Source organism: Streptomyces sp. NPDC006512, assembly GCF_040611935.1.
Lineage (GTDB): Bacteria > Actinomycetota > Actinomycetes > Streptomycetales > Streptomycetaceae > Streptomyces.
This window is the reverse complement of record NZ_JBEXPG010000006.1, coordinates 204,118-218,202: the sequence shown is the minus strand read 5'-3', so window position 1 is coordinate 218,202 and position 14,085 is coordinate 204,118. Positions and strand designations below refer to the sequence as shown.

The 14,085-nt window shown below is 73.2% G+C and carries 14 protein-coding genes; 10 read left to right on the top strand and 4 right to left on the bottom strand.

Annotation, left to right across the window (positions count from 1 at the left end; all coding sequences use genetic code 11):
* Positions 1–407: 407 nt before the first annotated feature.
* On the bottom strand, positions 408–1,139 hold the full coding sequence (locus ABZZ17_RS07025; protein ID WP_356872854.1) for an SLATT domain-containing protein: 732 nt from the start codon (positions 1,137–1,139) through the stop codon (positions 408–410).
* Positions 1,140–1,395: 256 nt separating this feature from the next.
* Here ABZZ17_RS07025 and ABZZ17_RS07020 point away from each other — a divergent pair, with 256 nt between their 5' ends.
* The 7 genes from ABZZ17_RS07020 to ABZZ17_RS06990 all read left to right on the top strand — a co-directional run bounded on the left by ABZZ17_RS07020 (position 1,396) and on the right by ABZZ17_RS06990 (position 7,579).
* On the top strand, positions 1,396–1,740 hold the full coding sequence (locus ABZZ17_RS07020; RefSeq protein ID WP_356872852.1) for a YbaB/EbfC family nucleoid-associated protein: 345 nt from the start codon (positions 1,396–1,398) through the stop codon (positions 1,738–1,740).
* 63 nt (positions 1,741–1,803) lie between these two features.
* On the top strand, positions 1,804–2,403 hold the full coding sequence (gene recR, locus ABZZ17_RS07015; protein ID WP_356872850.1) for a recombination mediator RecR: 600 nt from the start codon (positions 1,804–1,806) through the stop codon (positions 2,401–2,403).
* Positions 2,396–3,043, top strand: a complete 648-nt coding sequence (locus ABZZ17_RS07010) for a DUF5063 domain-containing protein (RefSeq protein ID WP_356872848.1) — start codon at positions 2,396–2,398, stop codon at positions 3,041–3,043. Before recR ends, ABZZ17_RS07010 begins: the two co-directional genes overlap by 8 nt.
* 133 nt (positions 3,044–3,176) lie before the next feature.
* Complete coding sequence (locus tag ABZZ17_RS07005; protein ID WP_356872846.1) at positions 3,177–4,451, top strand: aspartate kinase; 1,275 nt, start codon at positions 3,177–3,179, stop codon at positions 4,449–4,451.
* Entirely contained in the window at positions 4,448–5,521 is a 1,074-nt protein-coding gene (locus ABZZ17_RS07000; protein ID WP_356872844.1) for an aspartate-semialdehyde dehydrogenase, read from the top strand. Before ABZZ17_RS07005 ends, ABZZ17_RS07000 begins: the two co-directional genes overlap by 4 nt.
* 169 nt (positions 5,522–5,690) lie before the next feature.
* On the top strand, positions 5,691–6,437 hold the full coding sequence (locus tag ABZZ17_RS06995) for a SigE family RNA polymerase sigma factor (RefSeq protein ID WP_356872842.1): 747 nt from the start codon (positions 5,691–5,693) through the stop codon (positions 6,435–6,437).
* Entirely contained in the window at positions 6,434–7,579 is a 1,146-nt protein-coding gene (locus ABZZ17_RS06990; protein ID WP_356872840.1) for a hypothetical protein, read from the top strand. Before ABZZ17_RS06995 ends, ABZZ17_RS06990 begins: the two co-directional genes overlap by 4 nt.
* On the opposite strand, the gene ABZZ17_RS06985 is transcribed toward ABZZ17_RS06990, so the two are convergent.
* Together ABZZ17_RS06985 and ABZZ17_RS06980 are read right to left on the bottom strand one after the other, a co-directional pair.
* Positions 7,557–8,384 (bottom strand): SURF1 family protein, encoded by an 828-nt coding sequence (locus tag ABZZ17_RS06985; protein ID WP_356872838.1) that lies wholly within the window; start codon positions 8,382–8,384, stop codon positions 7,557–7,559. The two genes, ABZZ17_RS06990 and ABZZ17_RS06985, sit on opposite strands and share 23 nt — an antisense overlap.
* A gap of 102 nt (positions 8,385–8,486) precedes the next feature.
* The gene (locus tag ABZZ17_RS06980; protein WP_356872836.1) at positions 8,487–10,310 is read right to left on the bottom strand and encodes a prolyl oligopeptidase family serine peptidase; all 1,824 of its coding nucleotides are present in this window, start codon (positions 10,308–10,310) and stop codon (positions 8,487–8,489) included.
* A gap of 109 nt (positions 10,311–10,419) precedes the next feature.
* On the opposite strand from ABZZ17_RS06980, the gene ABZZ17_RS06975 reads away from it, so the two are divergent.
* The 3 genes from ABZZ17_RS06975 to ABZZ17_RS06965 all read left to right on the top strand — a co-directional run bounded on the left by ABZZ17_RS06975 (position 10,420) and on the right by ABZZ17_RS06965 (position 12,624).
* On the top strand, positions 10,420–10,587 hold the full coding sequence (locus ABZZ17_RS06975) for a hypothetical protein (protein ID WP_356872835.1): 168 nt from the start codon (positions 10,420–10,422) through the stop codon (positions 10,585–10,587).
* A gap of 63 nt (positions 10,588–10,650) precedes the next feature.
* Positions 10,651–11,994, top strand: a complete 1,344-nt coding sequence (codA, locus tag ABZZ17_RS06970) for a cytosine deaminase (RefSeq protein ID WP_356872833.1) — start codon at positions 10,651–10,653, stop codon at positions 11,992–11,994.
* Positions 11,995–12,030: 36 nt separating this feature from the next.
* Complete coding sequence (locus tag ABZZ17_RS06965; protein WP_356872831.1) at positions 12,031–12,624, top strand: HD domain-containing protein; 594 nt, start codon at positions 12,031–12,033, stop codon at positions 12,622–12,624.
* Positions 12,625–12,795: 171 nt separating this feature from the next.
* On the opposite strand, the gene ABZZ17_RS06960 is transcribed toward ABZZ17_RS06965, so the two are convergent.
* Positions 12,796–14,076, bottom strand: coding sequence for an aspartate kinase (locus ABZZ17_RS06960; RefSeq protein WP_356872829.1), 1,281 nt, complete (start codon positions 14,074–14,076; stop codon positions 12,796–12,798).
* Between the last annotated feature and the right edge of the window lie 9 nt (positions 14,077–14,085).

Sequence of the window (14,085 nt, the reverse complement as noted above, 5' to 3'; positions counted from 1 at the left end):
GCGCGTGCGGCGCCGCTGCCGGGGGCTCCGCCCCCGGACCCCCGCGCCTCAAACGCCGGCGAGGCTGGGATGGGGCGGCGAGCCCGGGGCCCGCCTGTACCGGCGAGGCTGGGGTCGGCGGCGAAGCCGCAGCCCGCGCGCCGGCGGGGCCTGCGGTGGCTGGCGAGCCCGGCCCGCCTGCACCGGCGGGGCTGGGGTGGGAGCGAGCCCGGAGTACGCGCGCCGGCGGGCGAGGCCGGAGTGGCAAGGCAGGCCGGAGCACGCACGTGCCGGCACCGGTGGGGGTGGGCGGCGAGCCCGGGGCACGCATGTGCCGGCGGGGCAGGGCAGGCCGGAGCCGCCCGTACCGGCAGTGGTGGGGCGGGGCAGGCCAGAGCCCGCTCGTACCGGTAGTGGTGGGGCGGGGTTCAGCGGGGTTGTTCCGGGGGGCGTTGGCGGGGCATGTTCGGGCGGGTGCCCGGGGGGAGGGGGAAGCGGGTCGGGGGGATGCCGGGGTCGGGGCGGCCCGGGGAGCCGGCCAGGGACTGCATCACCAGCGGGGCCGGGCCCGCGCGGAACTCGACCATCCAGTCCGCGGTCTCCGAGCGCACGAGCTCCGTCACGTCCTCCGAGAAGCGCCGCAGCACGGTCAGGCAGCGCTCGGCGGCCTCGCTCGCGGTGCCCTCGGTCGGGCCCAGGACCTCCCGTACGTTCTCGGAGGCCCAGTCGAACTGGAGCGTCTGGAGGCGCCTCTGCACCGCCTGCGCCGTCGCCACGTCCCGCATCCACCCCGAGGTGAGCCCGAAGAACCGGTCGCAGGCCAGGCAGGCGGCCGCGAGCAGCAGGCACAGGTACCCGTAGGAGGCCGCGCCCGGGGTCGAGCCCGTCAGCTCCAGCAGCGGCATCGCGGCGCCCGTGACGGCGCCCGCGGCCGCGCCCGCGCGCAGGGCCCGCGCGCCCCGGCGCTTCCACGCCCGGTCGGACAGGTACCACTCGGCGGTGCGCAGCGCGTCCGCCTCCACCCGCCGGTAGAGCTCGTCGAGCCGCTCCGCGGGTTCGCCCCAGTCCCCGAGCGGGAACGGCCGGCCGGTCAGGTCGCCGTCGCCGTCCTCTGCGGGATCCCGGGGTGGCCCCTCGGGCTGCATCTCCGGCTGACTCACCCGGCACTCCCTCTGCCTGCGCTGACGTGTGGTGGTGCGCGTGTGCGTAATGGTGCGCATGCTCTTCCTACCTTCGAATGACACGCGATGGACGACGAATCCCCGGTTTTCCGCCCGCAAGGAGGGCCCCATCAGGTCCGTGCACGTCCCGTCTCTCACTCGAAAGAGTTGGTCCTCCCGGCGTAGGGCGCGGCGCGCGGGGAGCACGTAGGCTCGGATTGACCAAGCGTTCCGACGGTGACGGAGTGAGTGCCCAGTGATTCCCGGTGGTGGCCAGCCCGACATGCAGCAGCTGCTCCAGCAAGCCCAGAAGATGCAGCAGGACCTCGCCGCGGCCCAGGAGGAGCTGGCCCGGGCCGAGGTCGAGGGCCAGTCCGGCGGCGGGCTGGTCAAGGCGACCGTCACCGGTTCCGGTGAACTGCTGGCCCTGGTGATCGACCCGAAGGCCGTGGACCCGGAGGACACCGAGACCCTGGCCGACCTGGTCGTCGCCGCGGTGCAGGCGGCCAACGAGAACGCGCAGGCGCTCCAGGAGCAGAGGATGGGCCCGCTCGCCCAGATGCTGGGCGGCGGCAGCGGCATCCCCGGCCTGCCGTTCTAGCCGTTCCTTCGCAGTCCGGCACATCCCCCATACCGAGAAACCCGACCGAGAGAAGGCAGTCCGTTGTACGAAGGCGTGGTCCAGGAGCTGATCGACGAACTGGGCAGGCTGCCCGGCGTCGGGCCCAAGAGCGCGCAGCGGATCGCCTTCCACATCCTGCAGGCCGAGCCCACCGACGTCCGCCGCCTCGCGCACGCGCTGCTGGAGGTCAAGGACAAGGTCCGGTTCTGCGCGGTGTGCGGGAACGTGGCGCAGGAGGAGCGGTGCGGCATCTGCCGCGATCCGCGCCGCGACACCACGGTCATCTGCGTGGTCGAGGAGCCGAAGGACGTCGTCGCGATCGAGCGGACCCGTGAGTTCCGGGGCAAGTACCACGTCCTCGGCGGCGCGATCAGCCCGATCGAGGGCGTCGGCCCGGACGACCTGCGGATCCGCGAGCTGCTGACGCGCCTGGCGGACGGCACGGTCACCGAGCTGATCCTGGCGACCGACCCGAACCTGGAGGGCGAGGCGACCGCCACCTACCTCGCCCGCATGATCAAGCCCATGGGCCTCAAGGTCACCCGCCTGGCCAGCGGGCTCCCCGTCGGGGGAGATCTGGAGTACGCGGACGAGGTCACGCTGGGGCGGGCCTTTGAAGGAAGGCGACTTCTCGATGTCTGACGCAACGCTGCACGCCCTGGGTCAGGACCCGGACGACTTCGCCGCCTCGATCGCGGACCAGATCGAGTCGTTCATCGTCGCGGTCACCGAGGTGGCCAAGGGCGAGGACCCGGACAGCGCCGTTCCCTTCCTCCTGCTGGAGGTGTCCCAGCTGCTGCTGGCGGGCGGCCGGCTGGGCGCGTACCAGGACGTCCTGCCCGAAGAGCGCTACGAGCCCGACCTGGGCCCGGAGCCGGACGTGGACGACCTGCGCGAGCGGTTCGCGATCATGCTGGAGCCGGTCGACGTCTACTCCGAGGTGTTCGACCCGTACGAGCCGCGCAAGGCCCCGGTCCCGCACCGGATCTCCGACGACCTGGCGGACGTGGTCGCCGATCTGCGGCACGGCCTCATCCACCACCAGGCGGGCCGGATCACCGAGGCGCTGTGGTGGTGGCAGTTCTCGTACTTCACCAACTGGGGTCCGACGGCCTCGGCCACGCTCCGGGCCCTCCAGTCGCTGATCTCGCACGTCCGGCTCGACCAGCCGCTGGCCGCCCTGGACGGCCTGGACACGGACGAGGACCTGACCGAGGACGACCTCGCGGAGCAGGCCGGGCGGGTCATGGCGGAGGAACTCGGCGGGCTGGGACGTACCTGAGAGGGTGCCCCGCGGCGCCCGCGGGGCAACCGGTCCGATGATCTTTTCGTCTCATGATGTGGCACGGAGCGGTCGTATCCCGGCCGCTCGTTAGACTGCACCGGAAATGAGACGGACCGAGCGAGGAGCGCACGTGGGCCTTGTCGTGCAGAAGTACGGAGGCTCCTCCGTAGCCGATGCCGAGGGCATCAAGCGCGTCGCCAAGCGGATCGTGGATGCCAAGAAGAACGGCCACCAGGTGGTCGTCGTGGTTTCCGCGATGGGCGACACTACGGACGAGCTGATCGATCTCGCCGAGCAGGTATCACCGATGCCTGCCGGGCGTGAGTTCGACATGCTGCTGACCGCCGGAGAGCGGATCTCCATGGCCCTGCTGGCCATGGCGATCAAAAACCTGGGCCACGAGGCCCAGTCGTTCACCGGCAGCCAGGCGGGCGTGATCACCGACTCGGTCCACAACAAAGCGCGCATCATCGATGTGACGCCGGGCCGTATCCGCACCGCGCTGGACGAGGGCAACATCGCCATCGTCGCCGGTTTCCAGGGCGTGTCCGCGGACTCCAAGGACATCACCACCCTGGGCCGCGGCGGCTCGGACACCACCGCCGTGGCGCTGGCCGCGGCGCTGGACGCCGAGGTCTGCGAGATCTACACCGACGTCGACGGCGTCTTCACCGCGGACCCCCGCGTCGTGAAGAAGGCCAAGAAGATCGACTGGATCTCCTCCGAGGACATGCTGGAGCTCGCGGCCTCCGGCTCCAAGGTGCTGCTGCACCGCTGCGTCGAGTACGCGCGCCGCTACAACATCCCGATCCACGTCCGCTCGTCCTTCTCCGGACTGCCGGGCACCTGGGTCAGCAACGAGAATCCGCAAGGGGACGCGCAGGTGGAGCACGCCATCATCTCCGGAGTCGCGCACGACGTCTCCGAAGCCAAGATCACGGTCGTCGGGGTCCCGGACAAGCCGGGCGAGGCCGCGGCGATCTTCCGCGCCATCGCGGACGCCGAGATCAACATCGACATGATCGTCCAGAACGTGTCGGCGGCCTCCACGGGCCTCACGGACATCTCCTTCACCCTCCCCAAGGCCGAGGGCCACAAGGCCATCGACGCCCTGGAGAAGGCGAAGGGCCAGATCGGCTTCGACTCGCTGCGCTACGACGACCAGATCGGCAAGATCTCGCTGGTCGGCGCGGGCATGAAGACGAACCCGGGCGTCACCGCGTCGTTCTTCCAGGCGCTGTCCGACGCGGGCGTCAACATCGAGCTGATCTCCACCTCCGAGATCCGCATCTCGGTCGTGACCCGCCAGGACGACGTCAACGAGGCCGTCCGCGCCGTGCACACGGCCTTCGGACTCGACTCCGACAGCGACGAAGCCGTCGTCTACGGCGGCACCGGACGATGAACCAGCCCCGGTCCTCCGGCCCGGCGCTCGCCGTGGTCGGGGCGACCGGAGCGGTCGGTTCGGTCCTGCTCCAGATCCTGTCCCAGCGGGCGGACGTCTGGGGCGACATACGCCTGATCGCCTCCTCCCGCTCGGCCGGCCGCGTGCTGGCCGTGCGCGGGGAGGAGACCGAGGTGATCGCCCTCACCGAGGACGCCTTCGACGGCCTCGGGCCGGGCGACGTCGTGCTCTTCCTGACCCCGGACGAGGTCTCGGCGCGCTGGGCCCCCGTGGTGACCGCGCGCGGCGCCGTCGTGGTGGACCAGTCCGCCGCCTTCCGGGACGACCCCGAGGTGCCCCTGGTGGTGCCCGAGGTGAACGGCCGCGCCGTACGGATCCGGCCGCGCGGCATCGTCGCCGGCCCCGACTGCGTGACCGCCGCGATGATCGCCGCGCTGGGCGCGCTGCACGCCGAGTACGGGCTGGCCGACCTGGCCGTCTCCTCGTACCAGGCCGCCAGCGCGGCCGGCCGGGCCGGCACCGAGGCCCTGCGCCGTCAGCTGGCGCTCGTCGCCGGAAGCTCCCTCGGGGAGCAGCCCGGGGACGTCCGCCGGGCCGTCGGTGAGGACACCGGCCCCTTCGCGGCCCCGCTCGCGCTGAACGTCGTGCCCTGGTCCGGTGAGCTGCGCGAGGACGGCTGGTCCTCGCACGAGCTGGCCGTACGGGCGGAGACCCGGCGGATCCTGGACCTTGAGGCGCTGCCGGTCGCGGTGACCTGCGTACAGGTTCCCGTCGTCACCGCGCATTCCCTGACCGTACGGGCCCGCTTCGAGCGGGAGGTGGACGCGGTGCACGCCCGGGAGATCCTGGAGGCCGCGCCCGGGGTGGTCCTCGTCGACGAGCCGGCGGCGGGGGAGTTCCCGACCCCGGCGGACGCGGCCGGGACGGATCCGGCCTGGGTGGGACGGGTGCGGCGCTCGCTCGACGACACCCGCTCGCTGGAGTTCTTCGTGTGCGCCGACAACCTGCGCAAGGGCGCCGCCCTGAACGCCGCCCAGATCTCGGAACTGATCGCAGGTGAATTCGCGTAAATCGCTTTGTAGGATCGGTGGCGATCCCTTGATCAAGGTGATGGCCCGACTGCCGCCTGGACAAACGGGGCAACCGGGAAGAGCGGGTACGCATGAGGGCAACGGGAAAATCGCGAAGGACTCTGCCCCACGCGTACAACCCTGACGGGGGGACGCGTGTCATACGGGCGTGGCAGAGGCATTGCTCGACTTCGCCGTCGTACCCGCACGCACCGGTATCGTCCCGTCGCGGCGGCGCACCGGCACACCCGGCGGCTTCCCCGTGATCGTTCCCGTCCCGCCGGCCGGCGCCCCGCCCGCCACGCCCTCCGCCCTGCCGACCCCGGGCGGCCGCGTGCCCTCGCCGCGTGACGGCGCGGCGGACACGGCTGCCGCGGGAGCCGCGGGAGCCGAGGCGGCCGCCGCGCAGCCGGTCGTAGCCGGGACCACGGTCGACCACCTCACCGAGACCTACCAGGCCCACTACCGCTCGCTCCTCGGCCTGGCGGCCCTGCTCCTCGACGACACGGCCTCCTGCGAGGACGTGGTCCAGGAGGCCTTTATCCGCGTGCACTCGGCCCGCAACAGGGTCCGGGATCGGGACAAGACCCTGGCCTATCTCCGCCAGACCGTCGTGAACCTCTCGCGCTCCGCGCTGCGCCGCCGCATCCTCGGGCTGAAGCTGCTGTCGAAGCCCATGCCGGACATGGCGAGCGCGGAGGAGGGCGCGTACGACCAGCTGGAGCGCGACGACCTGATCAAGTCGATGCGCGGACTCCAGCGCCGCCAGCGCGAGGTCCTGGTGCTGCGCTACTTCGCGGACATGACGGAGGTCCAGGTGGCCGAGACGCTCGGCATATCGCTCGGCTCGGTCAAGGCGTACGGTTCGCGGGGCATTGCCGCGCTGAGGGTGGCGATGGAGGCTGCGCAGTCATGACGGACGACCGGAACAATCGCACGGACCCGGCCGGGCAGGCCGGGCCGGCCGGTGAGGAACAGGCGCTACGCAGCCTGCTGGCCGGGGCCGTACAGGGCCTGGAACCCGCCGAGGGCGCGCTGGAGCGGCTGCGCCACGCCGTGCCGGCCCGCCGGGCCCGCAAACGGCAGGCCCTCGTCGCGGCGGCCGCGGCGGCCCTGCTGGCCGGGACCGCGATCCCGGCGGCCCTGCACCTCGGCGGCGAGCAGGGAACCACCACCGACCGCCCGGCCATGGCCGGGCACGGCGAGGCGCAGAAGGGCAAGAGCGGAGACCCCTCGGAGCCGCGCCACAACGGCGCCGGAGCCGGGGCCCAGCCTGAGTCGACCCGGTCCGTCGGCCAGGCCCCGCAGGACGGCACCGGAGACCGGCCGGCCCCCCAGGCAGGCGGCTCCCCGTCCGGTGGCGTCACGGCCGGCCCGGACGGTACCGGAGCCACCGCCGGCGCGACGACGGGCACCGGCCCGGGCCCGGCCCAGCAGCCCCCGGTGGCGGCTCCCGGCGCGCCCGCCTGCACCGGCGAGCAACTGGGTGTGCGGGGCAGCGCCCGCGCCCCCGAGAGCGACGGCAAGGTGTACGGCAGCTTCCAGGTCACCAACGTCTCGGCGCGCGGGTGCACGGTCACCGGCCCGGACACGGTGACGGCGGCCTCGCTGGCCACGACCCCGCCGGCGCAGGGGCCCGCGGTGGCGGTGACGTCCCACACGGAGGGGGACCCGGCGAGCGGACTGCTCCCCGACCCGTCGGCCGAGACGCCGATGGTGGTGCTCCAGCCGAACGCCGCCTACGAGGTGCGCTTCGCCTGGGTGCCCTCGGCGCAGTCCTGCCCGGCCGCGACTCCCGGCCCCTCCGCCAAGCCCGCAGAACAAGGCGGCCCGGCGCAGGCCCCGGCGGGCGCCGCGGACCAGGAGCGGGCAGCGGCCGGTACGGACGCGGCGGTGGACCCGCTGAGCGGTACGACGGCACCGGACCCGGCCGGTGTGGAGGTGTCCCACACGCCCGGCACGCCGGTGGCGGGGGCCCCGGTCACGCAGACCACGATCCCGGCGGCCTGCGGCGGGACGGTCTACCGGACGGGCATCATTCCGCAGGCCGCGCCGTAGCGGAGGCGGCGGCCGGTACGTCGTCGTCGGCGGCGTCCGAGGCCGCGGCTTCCTGCGGCAGCAGGCCGGCCTCGGCGTCCCGCAGGGTCTCCACCTCGCGGCGGTACAGCCGGAACCACATGAAGAGCACGAAGGCGACGAAGACGAACCACTCGCCGGTGTAGCCGAGGTTCTGGAAGGCCTTCAGGTCCAGTCCGGTGTTGTTCGGCGCCTTCGCGGGCACCGGCGCCATCCCGTCCGCGGGTGTCTGCACCGTCAGCCAGGCGTCGTAGAGGGGGTCGGACACCAGGTTGACCAGCGTGGCCGACCCGATCACCCCGAGCTGCCCTTCCGGCAGCCCGCCCTGGGAGTGCACGCCCTTGGTCCCGGAGTTCTCCGAGGACTGCAGGGCGCCGGTCACCTCGACCCGGCCGGCCGGCGGTGCGGGGGCCTTCGCCGGGTCCGCGGCCCCCGGCAGCCAGCCCCGTACGACCGGGACGCTCTTGCCGGAGTCGGTGCGCAGCAGGGTCAGCACGTAGAAGCCGTCGCGGCCGTCGAGCCTGCGCTCGGGGACCAGGAGCTGGCGGCCGTACTCCCCGGCGGTGGACGCCAGGCGTCCGGAGGTCTCCGTGTCCACCGGCAGCAGCGAGTCCAGCGGGGCGGGCGCCTGGTCGGCGGGCCGCTCCGCGGTCGCCTCCCGGTGGCTGCCGACGCGGTCCTCGAAGCGGCCGAGCTGCCAGGACCCCATGAACAGGCAGAAGGGGATGGCGAGCGCGACGAAGACGTTGATCCCCCACCAGCGCGGGGTCAGGAGAAACCGGTGCACGCCACCACGGTACGGGGGGCCGGGTCCCGCCCGGCCCCCGGGGCTCGGGCCGGACCCGGTCCCGGCGGCCCCGGGGGCGGGGAGCCCCTCAGGCGGAGCTCCTCACCCGAGGTGCTTCAGGGCGAACTCCAGGTCCATGCGGACCTGCTTGATGCGCTCCTCGACGACCAGCGAGCCGTGTCCCGCGTCGTAGCGGTACACCTCGTGGACCGCGCCGCGGGCGGCGAGGCGGTCGACGTAGTTGTCGATCTGGCGGATCGGGCAGCGCGGGTCGTTGACCCCGGCGGCGATGTGGACGGGAGCCTTGACGGCGTCGACGTACGTCAGCGGGGAGGAGGCCTCGAAACGCTCGGGGACTTCCTCCGGGGTGCCGCCGAAGAGGGTGCGGTCGAGGGACTTCAGGGCTTCCATCTCGTCGTGGTAGGCCGTGACGTAGTCCGCGACGGGTACGCCCGCCAGGCCCACGGCCCAGGCGTCGGGCTGGGTGCCGAGCCCGAGCAGGGTCAGGTACCCGCCCCAGGAACCGCCGGACAGGACGAGGCGGGCCGGGTCGGCGAGGCCGGAGGTCACGGCCCATTCCCGGACGGCGGCGATGTCCTCCAGCTCGATCAGGCCGACGCGGTGCTTGAGGGCGTCGGTCCATTCCCGGCCGTAGCCGGTGGAGCCGCGGTAGTTGACGCGGACCACCGCGAAGCCGTGGTCCAGCCAGGCGGCCGGGGTGGCGAGGAAGGAGTCGCTGTCGTGCCAGGTGGGCCCGCCGTGGATCTCGAACACGGTGGGGAAGGGTCCGTCGCCGTGGCCGACGGGGCGCTGGGCGAGGGCGTGGATGCGCCCGCCGGGACCCTCCACCCACACGTCCTCCACCGCCACCGAGCCGGGCGGCCGGAAGCCGGGCGGGTCGAGGACGACGCCGCCCGCGGTGGAGCGTACGGAGGCCGGTTCGGCGGCCGAGGACCACTGGTACTCGACGGTGCCGTCCGGGCGGGCCGTCGCTCCGGACACCGATCCCGGGGGCGTGTCCACCCGGACGAGTTCCCGCGCGGCCAGGTCGTAGCGCCACAGCTCGCTGCGCGCCTCGAAGCTGTGCGCGATGAGCAGGGCGGACCCGTCCGGGTACCACTCGGCGCTGACGTCGCCAGGCAGATCGATCGCGAGGTCCTCCTGGGTGCCGGTGGTCACGTTCCAGACCATCGGTTCCCAGCGGCCGCGCCGCTGGTGGCCGACGAGGAGGCGGGTGTCCCCGGCGACGGGTGCGAAGCCGAGGACCTCCAGGCCCAGCTCCTGCGTGCCGTCCCGCGAGTCGTCGAGCTCGGCGACGGTGGCTCCGTCGAGGGTGACCACGCGCAGCGCCGAGTGCATGGCGTCGCCGTGCTCGGTGTGCTCGATGGCGATCAGGGTGCCGTCGCGGGAGAGGTCGCCGACGCCGGCCGATTCGCGGTGCCGGTAGATGACGGCGGGGGCGCTGCCGTCGGGCCGTACGACGTGGATCGTCGATCCGTCCTCGTCCGTGGACCGGCCGACCACGGCGGTGCCGTCCCGGCCGATGGCGAGGCCCGCGGGATAGGAGGGCTCCAGGCCGGGGGTGGCGGGTTCGTCGGGGCCGCCCGCGAAGGGCTGCCGGACCCAGGTGCCGAACTCGTCGCCGTCGGTGTCGGAGAACCACCAGATCCACTCGCCGTCGGGGGAGAGGGTGCCGTCGGTGGTGCCGTTGGGCCGGTCCGTGGCCTGCCGCTGGGAGCCGGTGGCGCGGTCCCAGGCGTAGAGCTCGTAGGTGCCGGTCGCGTTCGAGACGAAGAGCGAGCGGTCCGGGGCGTCCTCGGCCCAGTCGGGCAGGCCGACGCGCGGGGCCCGGAACCGCTTCTCCCAGTCGGGCATCTCTCGCGTTCCGTGGGCGTCGCCGGGGGTCAGGTCGCTGTCGCTGGTCATGCCCTCCATTCTTGCCGTACCGGCGGTGGTGACGCGTCGAGATGCCGACCGGCTGGAACGGGCGCAAGGTGGTGGGCGTACGCCGATCGCTTTCGAGAGGGTGTTGATCATGGCGAAGAAGGCGCGCACCGGTCACCACGGCCACCAGGATTCCGAGCGTGCGATGGCGAAGAACACGGCGGCCGAGGCACGTGCCAAGGCGGCGGTCAGGGACGTCCAGTCGATCGCCGCGAAGACGCGGGGCATGCAGCAGAAGGCCCAGGCGAAGCGTGGCTGAAGCCCTCCGCTCCCGCATGCTTGTTTCACGTGAAACACGACGACGCGTGCGTACGCTGGCCGCATGCGGATGATCGTCCGGGGTGCCCGGCTGCTCCACACACCAGGTGACGGCCTCTCCGACGTGGAGGTCGGTGAGGACGGCCGGATCGCGCGCGTGGTCCCGTACGACGACCAGAAGGAACCGCCCGCGACCGGCGTGCTGATCGAGGCGCACGGCGGTCTGCTCACCGCCCCCTTCGTCGAGCCCCACATCCACCTGGACACCGCCCTGACGGCCGGGCAGCCGCGCGCGAACGCCTCCGGCACCCTCTGGGAGGGCATCGCCTGCTGGAGCGAGCGCAAGAAGACCCTGAGCCGCGAGGACGTGATCGGCCGGGCGACCGAGGTGCTGCGCTGGCAGGCCGCCAACGGCGTGCTGCACGTACGCACCCACTGCGACGTCACCGACCCCTCCCTCACCGCGCTCGACGCGCTGCTGGAGGTCCGCGACCGGGTCCGGGACGTCATGACCGTGCAGATCGTCGCCTTCCCCCAGGAGGGCATCGTCTCCTTCCCGGGCGGTGCGGCGCTGTTGCGCGAGGCGGTGGCCCGCGGCGCGGACGTGGTCGGCGCGATCCCGCACTTCGAGGACACCCGCGAGGACGGGATCGCCTCGCTGCGGACCGCCTTCTCGCTGGCCGAGGAACACGGGTTGCGCGTCGACGTCCACTGCGACGAGATCGACGACGAGCAGTCCCGTTTCGTGGAGACGCTGGCGACCCTGGCCCTGCGCTCGGGCCTGCGCGACCGCGCGACCGCCTCGCACACGACCGCCATGGGCTCCTACAACGGCGCCTACGCCTTCAAGCTCCAGCGGCTGCTGTCGCGTTCGGGCATCAGCCTCGTCGCCAACCCGTTCGCCAACCTCAACCTCCAGGGCCGGTTCGACGCCTATCCCAAGCGGCGCGGCCTCACCCAGGTCAAGGAGATGCTGGCGGCCGGGGTCAACGTCGCCTTCGGCCACGACGACGTGATGGACCCCTGGAACGCGCTGGGCACGGCCAACCCGCTCCAGACCGCCCTCGTCGGCGTCTACGCCGCCCAGCTGACCGGCGCGGACGAGATCCCGCTCGCCTTCTCGATGGTGACGGACCGTGCGGCGCGGGTCCTGGGGCTCGACGCCTCCGAGTACGGGATCCGGGAGGGCGCCCCCGCGTCCTTCGTGCTGCTTCCCGCCCCGACGCCCGAGGAAGCCGTCCGCCGTCAGGTCCGGCCCCGGTACGTTGTCTCGCGCGGCAGCGTCCTCGCCGAGACCCGGCCGCAGCCGGCCCGGCTGAACTGGCCGGGGGAGCCCCCGTCGGAAGTGGACTTCACCCGGGCACCCCAGGCACCCCGGACACCCCAGGCACCCCGGGCGCACGGGTGACGACACGACGTCGACGACACCGCCTAGGGTGCGGCCATGACGTGGACCCTTCACAACCTTGACTCCGGCCCGGCCCGTTCCGCCTTCGAGATCGCCTCGGAGTACGCGGACGCGGCCCTGCTCAACCACTCCGTCCGCTCCTACGCCTTCGCCGCCGAGCACGCGCGCGTGCACGGCATCGCGTACGACGCGGAACTCCTCTACGTCAGCGCCCTGCTGCACGACCTGGGCCTGACCGCGCCGTTCGACAGCCACACCTTGCCCTTCGAGGAGGCGGGCGGGCACGTGGCCCGGATGTTCACGGCCGGGCTGGGCTGGGCGCCGGCCCGGCGGGCACGGGCGGAAGAGGTGATCGTCCTGCACATGCGGGACGACGTCGACGCCGCCGAGGACGCCGAGAGCCACCTCCTCCAGGTGGGCACCAGCGCCGACGTCTCGGGGCTGCGCGTCACCGACTTCGACCCGGAGTTCACGGCCGGGCTGCTGGCCGCGTACCCGCGCCTCGGTTTCGGCGCGGCCTTCCTCGGGCTGGTCGAGGACCAGGCCGTGCGCAAGCCGCAGTGCGCCGCCGCGGCCTACGTCGCGGGCGGCGCGGCGAAGCGCATCGCGGCGAATCCCCTGGACCACTGAGGCCCCGGCCGGACCCGATCCGGCCCGGCCCCGGCCCGTCGCGAAGGCCCGGGGCGAAGGCCCAGGGCGAAAACCCGTCGCGACGGCCCATGGCGAAGGCCCAGGTCACCGACCTGGGCCTTCATCGTGCGGTGTCGGAGCGCCGGGAGGAGGTCACCGCGGCCGCCCGGGCTACACGGCTACGGCGTGCTCGACCGCTTCCAGGGGCCGGTCCAGCTGGAACTCGCGGTGCAGCAGGTCCACGGCCCGCCCGCAGTGGGCCTTGGCCAGCGTGAACGACGTACGGACCTGGGAGGTCGACACCGAGTAGGCCTCGATGCCCGCCTCGCCCAGCGCGGCCAGCATGCGGCCCGTGGTCCGGGGCTGGCTCAGCAGGCCGGCTCCGACGAGGGACACCTTCGCGACGCGCTCGTGGATGTCGGCCTCGCACTCCAGCCGGGCGAGCACCTCGCGGAGCGCCTCCACGTGGCCGCGCGCGATGGTGAAGTCCCATCCGTAGCCGATGTCCCGGTCGCCGACGCGGGCGACGAGGTCCACGGCGACGGAGGCCTCGGCGAGGGCGGCGAAGAGCTCCAGCCCGCGGTGGGCCAGGCTGCCCGGGTGGATCACCACGCGGGCCACGTCGGTGTCATGGGCGATGCCGGTGACGGGCTGGGCGTTCTCGAGCACTTCTCCTCCAGTTTCATCGGAAATGACGGTGGTGCCGGGCGCGTCGGAGAACGCCGAACGCACGTGGATGCTCACGCCCGCCCGCGCCGCGAGTTCGACGGACCGCGGGTGGAGCACGCGCGCCCCGGAGTAGGCCATCTCGGCCATGACGCCGCTGCCGATCGTGCGCAGCAGCCGGGCGTCCGGGGCGATCCGCGGATCGGCGTTGTAGACGCCGTCCACGTCGGTGTAGATCTCGCAGGTCGTCGCCCCGAGCGCGGCGGCGAGCGCGACGGCCGTCGTGTCGGATCCGCCGCGGCCGAGGGTGACCACGTTGCCCGAGGCGTCGACGGCCTGGAAGCCGGCGACGACCGCGACCGTGCCGCTGCGGAGCACGTCACGGAGCCGGGTGCACTCGATGTCGGAGATGCGGCCGTCCCCGTGGTGGCCGAAGGCGGCGATCCCGGCCTGTGCGCCCGTCAGGGAGGTGGCGGGTACGTCCATGCCGTGCAGGGCGATGGCGAGGAGGGCCGCCGAGGCGACCTCGCCGGTGGAGAGCAGTTGGTCCATCTCCCGGGCCGCCGGCGCGGTCGAGGTCGACCGTGCGTCCGCCACGAGTTCGTCGGTGGTGGAGCCGCGTGCCGAGACCACGACGACGACCGGGTGTCCCGCGGCGTGGATGCGGGCGATCCGCTCGGCCACCGTCCGCATGCGCGCGGGTGTGGTGCCCATCGAGGTGCCGCCGAACTTCAGGACGCGGATCGTCTGCTCGGGCGCGGGTACGGGTGCTACTGGGCTGTGCACCGGGCTTCT